We start from the raw sequence: 14088 nt of genomic DNA on the forward strand, positions 1-14088 counted from the left end.
ACTATAATATCTACACTCTTGCTACTTTCAAGGTATAACTTTTCGATAACTCTTTGTGGCATTTTCTAACAAACCAATGTCCACTCCCCCAGTCCATCAAGCGCAACAAATAAATGCGTCTCCTGAATACGAAACCATCACTGGAGTGGTGGAACGCCTAACCTTTTACTCAGAAGAATCGGGCTACACCGTAGCTCGGCTGGTGCGCCTTGGTGTGAAAGACCTCACCACAATTACTGGTAGCTTTGCCAATATCCAGCCAGGGCAGACACTTCAACTTACAGGTTTCTGGCGCGATCGTCCCCAGTACGGGCCACAGTTCCAAGTCGTCAATTACAGGGAAACCAAACCAGCTACTCTCACAGGCATTGAGAAATATTTGGGCAGTGGACTCATTAAAGGTGTTGGCCCAGTCACAGCCAAGCGCATCGTTGCACACTTTGGTTTAGAAACCCTGGAAATCATCGAAAACCAGATTGAGCGGCTGATTGAAGTCCAAGGCATTGCCAAAAAGCGCATCAATTTCATCAAAAATGCCTGGGAAACCCAAAAAGCCATCAAGGAAGTCATGGTGTTTTTGCAAGGGCATGGAGTTTCCACTACATACGCGGTGAAGATTTATAAGCAATATGGAGATAAGGCGATCGCAAAAGTTACAGAAAACCCTTATCAGCTAGCAGCCGACATCTACGGCATTGGTTTTCTGACTGCGGACAAGATAGCTCGGAATGTGGGAATTGCTTCTGATAGCCAATTTAGATACTGCGCGGGGCTAATCCACGCTTTGAGTGAAGCAGCGGAAGATGGTCACTGTTACTTGCCAGAACCGGAACTGATTGAGTCGGCAATCAAACTACTGACTACTGAATCTCACCAGCCCTCAGAATCTGGCATCGCTCAAACCATCAAAGACATGGCACTGAGGGATGACTTAATCAGGGAGAAAACCCCAGAGCAAACGCTGCTGTGCTACAAACCGACTTACTTTCACGCTGAGCAGAACCTAGCACAATTGATATCTGGGCGCTTAAGTCAGCCGATAGGACAAGACATACCTCGTGTTCGTGCTTGGCTTGAGCGTTTTACAAAAGCTCACAAGATTCAGCTTTCAGAACAGCAGCGGCAAGCAGTGGAGATAGCAGCTTATTCTCATGTCATGGTTTTGACAGGCGGCCCTGGTTGCGGTAAAACTTTCACCACTCACACCATCGTCAGCTTATGGAAAGCGATGGGGAAATCCATTGCTTTGGCTGCACCAACGGGGAGAGCTGCTCAAAGACTAAGTGAAATGACTGGACTAGAAGCGAAAACGATACATCGCTTGCTGGAATTTGAACCTAAGACAATGGGTTTTAAGTGCGACAACGAGAATCCTTTGCCACACACAGCAATAATTGCTGATGAAGCAAGTATGCTGGATTTATTCCTAGCGTACTCCTTGGTCAAAGCTGTAGCAGCAGGCGCACAGTTATTATTAGTCGGAGATATTGACCAGCTGCCCTCAGTAGGCCCCGGTCAGGTACTTGCCGACCTGATTAATTCTGGACGAGTGCCAGTGGTGCGGTTAACTCAGGTATTTAGGCAAGCCCAACAAAGTGCAGTTGTCGTCGCCGCGCACCAGATTAACCGAGGGCAGTATCCCACGATGGAGACAATTTCAGATAATCCTGTGTCTGATTGCCTGTGGCATGGTGGAGGATTTGAGCCGGAACATGGTGTACAAGCGATCTGCGAGTTGATAACAGACTTGATACCTCGCTTAGGGTTTAATCCAGCTACCGATGTGCAAGTGCTTTGTCCCATGACACGCGGAGCGCTCGGTACTCGCAACTTGAACAGGGTATTGCAGCAGCTAATTAACCCTCCCAGTCCTGACAAGGTTGAAATCACCAGGGGTGGTAGTTTAATGCGTGTAGGCGATCGCATAATTCAACTAACTAACGACTACAATCGGGAAGTATTCAACGGTGATTTGGGAATTATCAGTACCATTGATACCGTAGAGCAAGAAGTTGTGGTGCAGTATGGCGAGCGCAGTGTGATTTATGATTACGCAGACCTCAACGAAATCTCACTGGCATTCGCTACCACAATTCACAAAAGCCAAGGCTCAGAGTACCCAGTGGTGATACTGCCACTGTACATGCAACATTATATGATGCTCTCGCGCAACCTGTTCTATACTGGTTTAACTCGTGCCAAGAAGCTGGCAATTGTTATTGGTTCCAAAAAAGCAATATCCCTAGCTGTACGCTCTACCGATGACAGGCAGCGTTACACACGGTTGCAACAGAGGCTAATGTCATGAAATCTAAAGTCTAATCATAATGAAAATTCAAGTGTTCGGTAATCTATGGCAGCGAAGGACATTTTTCATGATGCAGTAAAGTGTTCTTTGGAGAAAGATAGTTAGCTAATTACAGAAGATCCTCTTTGCCTGTCGTAGCTTTTAGCTTTTCTTAGTGCCATTCCTCCTACACCCACAAACCAGTTACCTTACAGTCTTCAGACTCTCCACCGATGAAGTAAACATATCAGTGAAAATTGACATAACCGTGCGTTCCCGAATCTTAATATTCGTACTTACTCCCATCCCCGACTGCAACATAATATTGCGTCCTGAAACATTTAACTGCTGACTATTAAGTTGCACCTTCGCCGGGAATCTATAAAAGGGATAAATTTGATCTGGTGGTAAAGAATCAGAACCAATCCAAACTAATTTACCTTTAATATCTCCAAACTCGCTCAAGGGAAACGAATCAATTCTGACATCTACCGTCATTCCCTCCTTGACAAATCCAATATCTTTATTAGTGATATACACTTTTGCGATGAGTGTATCGTTAGGAACGACTTTGAGAATTGGTTCGCTGGAAGTTACCACAAATCCAGGACTATGGGCTTTTAGTTCAAAGATTGTCCCATCAACTGGGGCAATGAGTTCCTGATATTTCAAATTCATTTTTATTTGACTTAACTGACCATCAATGTCCGCAAGTTTTTTATTATTTTCTAGTATTGTTTTAGTCAGTTGAGAATCAATTTCGGCAATCTTTTTGTTATTTTCTGCAATCTGGGTTAGCCAATCTTTACGGGAAACAGCTACGGTATTTTGTAATTTGGCTTGTGCTTGACTTATGGCAGATTGCAGACGAAAGCGTTCTTGGCTCAGCTGGTCAATTTCACTTCGAGCATTTCTCACTTCTTCTTGTTGTTTGATATATTGAATTTGGGAAATAGCTCCATCTTTCATTAATAGAGTAAGTTTGTCCAAAATACCAATATTCATGGCTAAGGTGTCTTGAGTTGAAGCCAGTTTAATATCAGTTTGGTTAAGTTGGTGACTTAATTGGTTAATTTCCATCCTCGCAGCCATCACCCGTGCATGGAGTTCAGCTTGAGTTGATAATAAGCGTTCTCGTTGTTCTCTGGTGAGGCTACTGGTAAAAGCTGTGCCATTTAATTGGGCACGATATATTTGATTTTCTGCAACTAGAGCCGTTCGACTCTTAGTCAGGTCAAGCATGAGACTAGAAATTTTTACAGAGATAACATTAACAGCAGTATCACCTTGAATTTGAGCTTGATAAAATTGATTTTCCTGGACTAAAGACGAATGAATTTTATTTAAAGAATCAAGTTGAGCATTAGTAGTTGTTGGATCGAGGCTCAGCAGCTTTTCCCCTGCCTTAATGTGCTGTCCATCTTCAACATAAATTTCTTTGACTACACCACCAACAGGAAGCTGTATTTCTTTAACAGTACTAGAGGGTTCTAGTTTACCCTGTGCAGATACTGCTTCTTCAAACTGGGCAACGTTTGCCCAGATAATTGCACCAGTTGAGACACTTATCAAACCCCAAAGAATTGCTTGTGACCAAAAGCGAGATTGTTGAAAAATAACAGGCTGCTCAATTTTAGGAAGACTTCTTTGAGATGCAGGTGACGGAGATGGCGAAGGTGCGAAAGATGTGAGAAAGGATTTTGAAGAAGACCAATTTCTATGATTTTTAGATTTGTTATTGCCATTGTTAATAGTCATAATTGTAAATTTTTATGAGGCACTAATAAGTCTTTAGTCTTGTAATCAATAATTTGAACAATTGAGAGTAATGGGTATAAAGCTAATTAGTATTGCATTTACCTAATCTAAAAATAGATATCTTCTAGAATCTATATGCCACAAACCACTAAATACTCTTTAAGTCGGAAAAATGTAAAAACTTAAATATAAGGTTGAAGAGATAGTAACAAAGGAATCTTCTAATCAACAATAGATATGCAACTTTTGTGAACATTAAATTTTCGGACTTGAAGACTTTCCCTATAGGCGGGGATATAAAACCTGTTGTAAAATCGGATGATATGAATAACTCTATCTTAAGGATGATAGACAGAATATATTTTATTTATGTAGCCTACGTTTAGAATTTTTGTATTTCGAGGCTATTAATAAATGATGATGAAGAAGCCAATTCAGATATGGAAATTCGCTTCAGCATTAAACAAATCATGACAGTATAGATGATGAATTCGCTCCACATGGGAAAGATTATGAATCTTTACTTAGTTAAGAATATTGATTACACTATATAAATGCGCTCGACACTCCGACGTTTTAGGCAAACCTAAAAAACAGGTTTATTAAAGCAAATCAAATCAACATTTGCGGCTTATAAATCTTTGAGTATGGTGAGAAATAATGTTGTAGCGCACACCACGAATATCCATCACTCAGAGAGTTCTCGCCAATCGACTTTACATAAACGAACGAAATGTTGTAATGTGGAGATTAACGGCTTAGTTAGATGGGTTTTTCGTATCATTTTTGTAAATTAACTATGCCACTTAAGTATTGCTAGCAAAACGACGCGATCGCCTGGTTTTACTCCCTTGAAATTTCTGAAATTGAATAACGAATTTTTGAGATGTCTTAAAAATGTCTATTTCTCAAATAGACACAGAAGAAAACAGACTTCTCTAAAACTCGTATTAAACTGTTAAGCCGAAAAAATTACAGCACATTCACCCAAATAGACAGTCATCAGTCACAAGGGGTGCAAGGCCGCAGCGCCCGTACAGTCATTAGTCAATAGTAAGGAACATCAAATGAATAGCGAGTATCACTTCTCAAATTTAGTCGATGTACTCAGTTACAGGGCACGAAATCAATTTGACCAAACAGCGTATACATTTTTGAAGAGTGGAGAGACAGAAGCAGAAAAGTTGACATATGGAGAACTACATTTGCGCTCTCAAGCAATTGCTGCATCTCTCCAATCTCTGAATGCTGCTGGCGAACGTGCTTTACTACTTTATCAACCTGGTTTAGAATTCATCGCTGCCTTCTTAGGATGTTTATATGCTGGGGTAATTGCTGTTCCTGCCTATCCACCCAGACAAAATCAAAATTTATCTAGATTGCAAGCGATCGCCCAAGATGCCCAACCCAAGGTTATACTGACTTCTACATCTTTGTTCGATAAACTCCAGAATAGCTCCAAGCAAGAAAGTTTAGAAATTTCTGGATTGCATTGGCTAGCTACTGATAAATTGAGTAACGACCTAGCACAAGCATGGCAACCACAGGAACTATATTCCGATACCCTAGCTTTCCTCCAATACACCTCTGGTTCTACAGGCAATCCTAAAGGAGTCATGGTCAGTCATGGCAACCTGCTGCACAACTCAGTTACAATCCACAAATTATTCGGGCACACACCTAATAGCAAAGGCATGATTTGGTTACCTCCCTATCATGACATGGGGTTAATCGGTGGAATTTTACAACCTCTTTATGGTGGTGTCCCTGTTGTGCTGATGGCATCGGTAGACTTTCTCCAAAAGCCAATCCGATGGTTGCAAGCAATATCTCGCTACAAAGCTACAACTAGCGGCGGGCCAAATTTTGCTTATGACCTTTGCGTTCGTAAAGTGACTCCCGAACAACTAGAGAATCTCGATCTCAGCAGTTGGGAAGTTGCTTTTACCGGTGCCGAACCAGTCCGTGCCGAGACACTGGAAGAATTTGCTTCTACTTTTGCACCTTGTGGTTTTCGCAAAGAAGCATTTTACCCTTGCTACGGTATGGCAGAAACCACTCTCATAGTATCTGGAGGCGAGAAAACAGCTTTACCAATTACTTACAACATAGACGGAGCTGCATTAGAGCAAAATCGAATCGTCAAGGCTAAAAAGTCAGGCACAGATACCCGAAAAATTGTCGGTTGTGGACAAATTCCTCCAGATTATCAAGTGATTATTGTCAATCCCGAATCCTTAACAATCTGTACTCCTGAGCAAGTCGGAGAAATTTGGGTAGCTAGTTCAAGTGTTGCTCAAGGTTACTGGAATCGAACTGAGGAGACAGAGAAAGCTTTCGATGCCTATTTAGCAGATAGCCATCAAGGACCATTTCTTCGCACTGGAGATTTAGGATTTTTGCAAAATGGCGAATTGTTTATCACAGGGCGAATCAAAGATGTAATTATCATCAGAGGACAAAATCATTATCCCCAAGATATTGAACTGACTGTTGAGAAGAGCCATCCAGCCCTAAGAATCGGTTGTGGAGCTGCATTTTCCATAGACTTTAAGGGTTCTGAACGATTAGTTATTGTTCAAGAAGTAGAGCGGAGTTACTTACGGAAGTTAAACGTTCTAGAAGTTGTCGGCAGTATTAGACAAGCAGTAGTCGCACAACACGGACTAGAAATTTTTGCTACGGTTCTCGTCAAAACTGGAAGCATTCCCAAAACTTCCAGTGGTAAGATTCGCCGTCAAGCCTGTCGAAGCGCATTTCTTTCTGGAAGCTTAGATGTTGTAGAGGATTGGAGTGAAAATCCGCAGAATAAAGCTAAATTTATCCATCTCCAATCTGACGTTGATTCTGTTCTTCAGCAACTAACAACTACTAAACAATGATGAACAAGAATCCTACTCTAGAATAACTTGTTCATCCTAGAAACATACTCATTCATCCGAAGGACTAAACAATGACAATGCAGAATCTTGAAGTTAGTACCACATCAACAATTGCACCTCAGCAAATACCAACAGCAGCAGAAATTCAAACATGGATAGTTTCTTATATAGCTGAATTGCTAGAAGTAGATGCAGAAGAAATAGACGTGACAATACCTTTTGACCGCTACGGTTTAGATTCTTCAGCAGCAGTTGGTTTGACAGGCGATCTAGAAGACTGGTTGGGACGAGAAATCAATCCAACCCTACTGTATGATTACCCAACTGTTGAAGCTTTAGTTCAGCATTTAAACTCAGAACTCAAGAGTTAATCTTAATTTCAGTTTCTCAAGTTAAGCGCCAAAAAAATTAGAAAAAATAGTCTTCTCAGTAATACTTTTAGTGGAAAATTATGGTAACCTTCAACAAGGCTCTAGCTCCAAAACAATCTTCTACCTTGCCAAAACTACAGGAGCCAAGACACTTCCAACTCATCGAGAAAACTTATCAGAACAACGCTAAGTCAGACTATACCGAAAAAATTAGAGACTTAGGTAACGAATTTAGCTACGCTAACAACAGCAATTATTATTGGAGCAATCCTGAGCTTTCACTTTTGTATGGTACTCCCATTTATGATGCTGCTTCTACCTCACAAAAACTAGCTCTCAACCATCTGTATTGGGTCGGAAACTACAACCATACTGCTGTTAGTGAAGCAACTACAAGTATTTACAATATGGTAACGTCTGGTGTGTTTCGCGCTGTTGGTAATTATGAAACACTTTGTCGAGAACTAGATTTTGAAACCGAGCAAGAAAGCTACCATATTCGCACTTTTCAAAGAATTGGTTTCAAAACAAAAATGGCTATTGTCGGTAAAACCATATTGGGTAATTCTCTTTATGGTAAATCCGAGCAAGATAATAGTAGTTGGCAAAAACACTTAATTCCTCAGCCTCTGCGGGAGTTCTTCAACTCAAGCCAGGGGACTTCTCCCTTTGGGACATACCGAGACAATACCTTAAGCGCGATCGCTAAGACAATGCTGAGGGATAAAAAACAGTATTATTCTCAGTATTTGAAAGACTTAGAAGAAAAAGGCGAGCCGATTCCCGCACCATCAGATGGTCTTGGAGGGCGAATTGGACCGCGTTATTGGTTGAAATTCTTCACTATTCATTGGGGAACCTCGCCGTTTATGGCCTGTCAGTATTATTCCATGCGCTACACGGCTAATGCCATTCTCAAAAACCAAGAATATCCTTATGTGAGATATTACCGAGAATTAGAGCAAAAAGGCGAGTATATTCCAACCCCAACAGCCGTCTCCTACTATCACTTAATGGACGAAGCTTTCCATACGACAATTTCCCAAACAATTGCCAAAGAGATGTATAAGGATTTCCCGAAGCCAACTGCTTACGAGAAATTCATCTCTGGTTTGATAGTTTACATGACACAATGCAACCTTTTAAGCGGTCTGTCTGGAGTATTACCCGGTCGTTGTGTTGCTGATGACCCGATGCTAATGCTCTTTTACTACAAACTGTTAAAATCTCCTTTATTTGGGATGGAAACAAAAGAAGCGCTTGATTGGATGGAAAAGTCTTTCTGTCAAGAACACGAAGGTTTTCATGTAGGACTCAAATATCATCAAAGTCTCTTAGAATTGATGCAAAGATTATTCAGTCGCCTAGACTACCAATGGAAGATAAACCGTGAAATGAGCATCATGGCCGCAGGCGGCTCAATTAGTAAAGCACTGCAAAACAATCTCAAGACCTTTAAACAATTCTCCCAATCAGTTCTTAATCAGGAAACCTAGTGGTCTGTCCCATTAATTTTGAGGGGTTGGATAAATTTTTCATTTCTCTTCCTTCGCGTACTTCGTATCTTCGTAGTTCGTTCTTTTACCCATCAAATTTAATCCGATGAACTACAAGTAGTTAGTACAGTAAGGGCAAGTAGTGGGAGAGAAGAAGTAACCAACAATAACTCTCTTTTCTCCCTTTGCTTGTCACCATACAAAGTTCCTTTGGCGCATCACTAGACAATCAATTCTTACACTCAACAGTCATCACTAATCAATTGGGCAAATTATTTTGATGGAACCCATTGCAATTATTGGTATTGGTTGCCGTTTTCCCAAAGCGAAAAATCCTGAATCCTTCTGGCAGCTATTACGTAATGGTGTAGATGCCATCACAGAGGTACCACCAGAACGATGGGATATCAACGCCTTTTATGAACCACAGCCAGCTATCCCAGGAAAAATGAACACTCGTTGGGGTGGCTTTTTGGAACAGATTGATCGATTCGATCCCAGCTTTTTTGGCATTTCCGCGCGCGAAGCGGAGCATATGGATCCCCAACAAAGACTAGTATTAGAGGTAGCCTGGGAAGCTCTAGAAAATGCTGGTCTTGTTCCTGCAACTCTGGCTGGTAGTCAGACTGGGGTATTTATTGGCATCACCAATGCTGACTATCACAAACTTCTCTACAAAGACTCATACCGACTCAGTGCATACAGTGCTACAGGTACTACACCTTGTATTACTGCCAATCGTTTATCTTACGTACTGAATCTACGAGGCCCTAGTATTGCCATAGATACAGCTTGTTCCTCATCCTTAGTTGCAGTGCATTTAGCTTGTCAGAGTTTGCGGAATCGGGAATCCAATCTCTGCTTAGTTGGAGGAGTCAACCTGATGGTGTCTCCAGAGCCAACTATCACTTGCTCCCAAGCTCAGATGATGGCGGCTGACGGCCGCTGTAAGACTTTTGATGCTAGTGCTGATGGTTACGTCCGAGGAGAGGGCTGTGGCGTAATCGTGCTGAAACGTTTGGCAGATGCTTTGCACGATGGAGACAATATTCTAGCACTGATCAAAAGCTCTGCTGTTAACCAAGATGGCACGAGCAATGGACTAACAGCTCCGAATGGCCCTTCTCAACAAGCAGTGATTCGTCAAGCTTTGGAACTGGCGGGAGTGACTCCAGCGCAAATTAGCTATGTAGAAGCCCACGGCACCGGTACTTCTTTAGGAGATCCGATTGAGGTTAAATCCCTCAAAGCTGTACTGATGGAAGGACGTTCTTCAGACCAAACTTGTTGGATTGGTTCGCTCAAGACCAACATTGGTCATTCAGAAGGTGCAGCTGGTGTTGCTGGACTGATCAAGGTGGTCTTACAACTGCAACAAGGAGAAATTGCCCCTCACCTGCACTTAAAACAGCTTAATCCTTATATTTCCTTAGAAGGGACTCCCTTTTCTATACCGCTTGAGTGCCAGCCCTGGTCTTGTTCTAGTAGCCGCTTAGCTGGAGTCAGTGCTTTTAGCTTTGGTGGTACCAATTGCCACATCATTTTGGAAGAAGCTCCACTCTTAATACCTGCGATTAGTAAAGTCGATCGCCCGCGGCAGATTTTGACTTTATCTGCAAAAACTGCCCCAGCTTTAGTAGAACTCGCAAAAGAGTATGCAGATTTTCTAACGTCGCATCCAAAAGTATCGCTAGGGGATGTCTGCTTCACAGCCAAGACCAAGCGATCGCATTTCGAGCATCGCCTCGCTGTTGACAGTAAAACTACTGAACAGTTGTGTCAACAATTAAGTGCTTTTGCCGCTGGAGAACATACTTCTCATCTCGTTACGGGGCAAGTAAGCAAACGCAAGCCTCCCAAAATAGCATTTTTATTCACCGGTCAAGGGTCGCAATATCTAGGCATGGGTCGTCAACTATACGAAACCCAACCGACTTTTCGCCAAGCACTCGACCAATGCGCCGAAATTCTACATCCTTATCTCCAACAGCCTCTACTAGAAGTTCTTTATCCCCAAGAGGAACAGTCTTCACCATTAGATGAGACTGCCTACACCCAACCTGCTTTGTTTGCTCTGGAATATGCGCTATTTCGGTTATGGGAATCCTGGGGGATAAAGCCAGAGGCAGTCATGGGTCATAGCGTCGGTGAATATGCGGCTGCTTGTGTGGCAGGGGTATTTAGCTTAGAAGATGGTCTAAAACTGATTGCCGAACGCGCCCGTTTGATGCAAGCATTGCCCCAAGACGGCGAGATGCTAGTAGTTTTTGCAGACGAAGCCACAGTAGCCAAAATTATTCAACCCTATAGCCAAAACTTAGCGATCGCCGCGATTAACGGCCCCAAGAATATAGTAATTTCCGGTGCTACTCAGGCTGTAGAGGCAGTCAGTAAAATTTTAAAAGTACAAGCGATCGCATCGAAAAAGTTACGAGTTTCTCATGCCTTCCACTCTCCTTTAATGGAACCAATGCTCAAATTCTTTGAGCAAGTTGCCAAAGAAATTACTTACTCATCACCTCAAATAACCTTAATTTCCAACGTCACAGGTCAACCGATTGCAGACGAAATCGCTAACCCTGAGTATTGGTGTCGTCACATCCGGCAATCAGTAAACTTTGCCGCAAGTATGGAGGCGCTTTATCAAAAGGGATTCAAGGTATTTTTAGAGATTGGCCCCCAGCCGATACTATTGGGAATGGGTCGTTATTGCTTACCAGAAGGAGTGAGTGCTTGGCTTCCTAGTCTGCGTTCCGGGTGCGAAGATTGGCAGCAACTCCTGGAAAGTTTGGGGACATTGTATGTATCTGGGGTAGCAGTTGACTGGACTGGCTTTGATCGAGACTATCTCCGTCAGCAAATGGCATTGCCGACATATCCATTTCAGCGCCAGCGTTATTGGATGGAAAACTCTGAAAATGGGCATTTAACCCAACAAAATGTCCAAACGACTATTGTCAATCTCTTGCATCAGGGAGATTCTCAAAAGCTAGCCCAATATGTAAAAACTGCAACAGAACTCTCAGCACAAGAGATAGAATTACTGCCCAAGCTGTTAGAAGTATTGGTGAAACAACACCAACGGCAACTATCAACAGCATCAATCAAAGATTGGCTCTATGAAATTAAGTGGCAGCCAAAACCGCGCAAATTAACAGAAATCGGTTTACAGGAATCAGGTAGCTGGTTAATCTTGGCTGACATTGGAGGTGTAGGACAAGCCCTAGCCCATCTCTTACAAGAGCGCGGTCAAAGTAGTTTTTTGGTCTATGCTGGAGACACCTATCAAGTAAAAGAGCCAGGAACTTGGAGTTTGAATCCATCCAACCCCAGTCATTTTGAGCGACTATTGCAAGAGATAGCAGAAACTCGACATTTACCGTTAAGAGGAGTTGTTCACCTCTGGAGTTTAGACACAGGATTGATTGCAGAATTAACCACCTCTTCGCTAGAAAAGATTCAGATTCTTGGTTGTGGCAGTACTCTAAATCTAATACAAGCGATCGCCGCTCGTTCGTGGCATTTACCCCGTTTGTGGTTAGTGACGAGGGAGGCAGTACCAGGATTCTCGTCATCCTTGGGAGTCGCTCAAGCTTCTTTATGGGGGTTGGGAAAAGTTATTGCCTTGGAACATCCAGAATTCTGGGGAGGGCTAGTAGATTTAGCAGCCGATAACCCCGCAGATGCAGCAGTAAATCTGTTAACAGAGATTTTCGATTCTCAAGGGGAAAACCAGATAGCTTTTCGCCAAAAACAGCGCTATGTGGCTCGTCTAGGCACAAGCCAACTACCAGAAGCTCAAACCGTATCTCTGCAATACGATTGCACGTATCTAATTACTGGGGGATTAGGGGCACTAGGTCTAAAAGTCGCCCAGTGGATGGTAGAGCATGGGGCGCGAAACTTATTGCTCACCGGACGCACAGGGGCTTCGAGTCAAATACAAGAAGCGATCGCTTGCCTGGAGCATTTAGGAGCTAAAATTATTGTCGCTCGTGCTGATGTCGCCAATTATGACGATATGGCTAGGATGTTTGAGCAGATACAAACTGCAATGCCACCTCTACGCGGAATTATCCATACTGCTGGTGTCCTCGACGATGGCATTCTGCTGCAACAAGATTGGAACCGTTTTGTCAAAGTCATGTCTCCCAAGGTGAACGGCGCTTGGAATTTACATGTATTGAGCGAGGAGATACCGCTAGATTTCTTTATTTGTTTTTCTTCAGCCGCCTCATTGCTAGGCTCACCAGGCCAAGGAAATTATGCAGCGGCTAATGCCTTTATGGATGCTTTAGCTCACTATCGCCAAAATTTAGGTTTACCAGGATTAAGCATCAACTGGGGGCCCTGGGAAAACACTGGCATGGCTGCTAGCCTCGATAATCGCGATCGGGCGAGATTAGCTGCACAGGGAATGGAGTCCATACCGCTAGAGCAGGGAATGCAGATATTAGGAAATTTACTCACACCAAATGCTGCTCAAGTAGGAGTTTTGCCAATTAATTGGTCTAAATTTCTAGAAAAATTCCCGACAGCAGTACCGTCATTCCTGGAATCTTTCAAAGTAGGATCGGAACAACCAGCAACACAGCAACCAGCGTTTTTACAGCAATTAAAAGCTGCTCCTGCGAGCGATCGCCGCAACTTATTAATTACTCATATTTGCACTGAAGTTGCTAGACTTCTAGGGTTAGATTCGCCAGAGCAAGTAGATATTCAACAAGGTTTACTAGATTTAGGAATAGATTCGCTGATGGCTGTGGAGTTAAGAAAATTCCTCCAAAGCAGTTTAGGGTACTCAATTCCTGCAACTTTAGCCTTTGACTATCCCACAATTGCAGCCCTTGGAGATTATCTAGTTCGAGAAGTGATGAAGGCAGAATTTAGTGATGAATCTGCTACAACGCTGGATAACAGCAATCATCAACAGCCAAATGTAGTTGAGTCAAATTTAGATCGTTTATCGGACGGTGAGGCTGAAGCATTGTTGCTCAGTAAATTGGACAGCATGAGGTACTGATACGAATGGCACTAAGAAAAGCGCAAATCCTTAATTTGGTTGGCTTTTGGGTGTAAGGGTGTAGGGGTGTAGGGGTGTAAGGAAAAGAATTAAAACCAAGTAATCAGACTCGCAAAGCAACACTCTTCCCCTACACCCCACACCCCTATACCCCTACACCCAGCCATAGCAAGAGTTTCACGTTTTCGAGCGTGACATTCGGTACTGATACAGAAGAAGGCAGAAGGCAGAAGTTTTATCTCCCCCTGCTCCCTTGCCCCACTCCCCCAAA

Annotated in this window: 6 protein-coding genes; 5 read left to right on the forward strand and 1 reads right to left on the reverse strand. The window is 42.9% G+C overall.

Going from position 1 to position 14088, the window contains the following annotated elements:
* Nucleotides 1-76: 76 nt before the first annotated feature.
* Nucleotides 77-2308, forward strand: a complete 2232-nt coding sequence (locus tag RMY31_RS12945; RefSeq protein WP_322657649.1) for an ATP-dependent RecD-like DNA helicase — start codon at nucleotides 77-79, stop codon at nucleotides 2306-2308.
* 183 nt (nucleotides 2309-2491) lie between these two features.
* On the opposite strand, the gene RMY31_RS12950 is transcribed toward RMY31_RS12945, so the two are convergent.
* A complete protein-coding gene (locus tag RMY31_RS12950; RefSeq protein ID WP_322657610.1) occupies nucleotides 2492-4045 on the reverse strand; it encodes an HlyD family efflux transporter periplasmic adaptor subunit in 1554 nt (517 codons plus the stop codon).
* Nucleotides 4046-5112: 1067 nt separating this feature from the next.
* Between RMY31_RS12950 and RMY31_RS12955 the strand changes: the two genes are divergently transcribed.
* The 4 genes from RMY31_RS12955 (at nucleotide 5113) to RMY31_RS12970 (ending at nucleotide 13817) form a co-directional block, all read left to right on the forward strand.
* Nucleotides 5113-6927 carry a fatty acyl-AMP ligase gene (locus tag RMY31_RS12955; RefSeq protein ID WP_322657609.1) on the forward strand — a complete coding sequence of 605 codons (1815 nt, stop codon included), beginning with the start codon at nucleotides 5113-5115 and terminating at the stop codon, nucleotides 6925-6927.
* A gap of 71 nt (nucleotides 6928-6998) precedes the next feature.
* Nucleotides 6999-7298, forward strand: coding sequence for an acyl carrier protein (locus RMY31_RS12960; RefSeq protein ID WP_322657608.1), 300 nt, complete (start codon nucleotides 6999-7001; stop codon nucleotides 7296-7298).
* A gap of 80 nt (nucleotides 7299-7378) precedes the next feature.
* Nucleotides 7379-8794 carry a hypothetical protein gene (locus RMY31_RS12965; protein ID WP_322657607.1) on the forward strand — a complete coding sequence of 472 codons (1416 nt, stop codon included), beginning with the start codon at nucleotides 7379-7381 and terminating at the stop codon, nucleotides 8792-8794.
* 280 nt (nucleotides 8795-9074) lie between these two features.
* Nucleotides 9075-13817: a type I polyketide synthase gene (locus tag RMY31_RS12970; protein ID WP_322657606.1), complete on the forward strand. Its 4743-nt coding sequence runs from the start codon at nucleotides 9075-9077 to the stop codon at nucleotides 13815-13817.
* The last annotated feature ends 271 nt before the right edge of the window (nucleotides 13818-14088 follow it).

The sequence above is a fragment of the Dendronalium sp. ChiSLP03b genome (assembly GCF_034531165.2).
In the GTDB taxonomy this organism is placed as follows: Bacteria; Cyanobacteriota; Cyanobacteriia; order Cyanobacteriales; family Nostocaceae; genus Dendronalium; species Dendronalium minutum.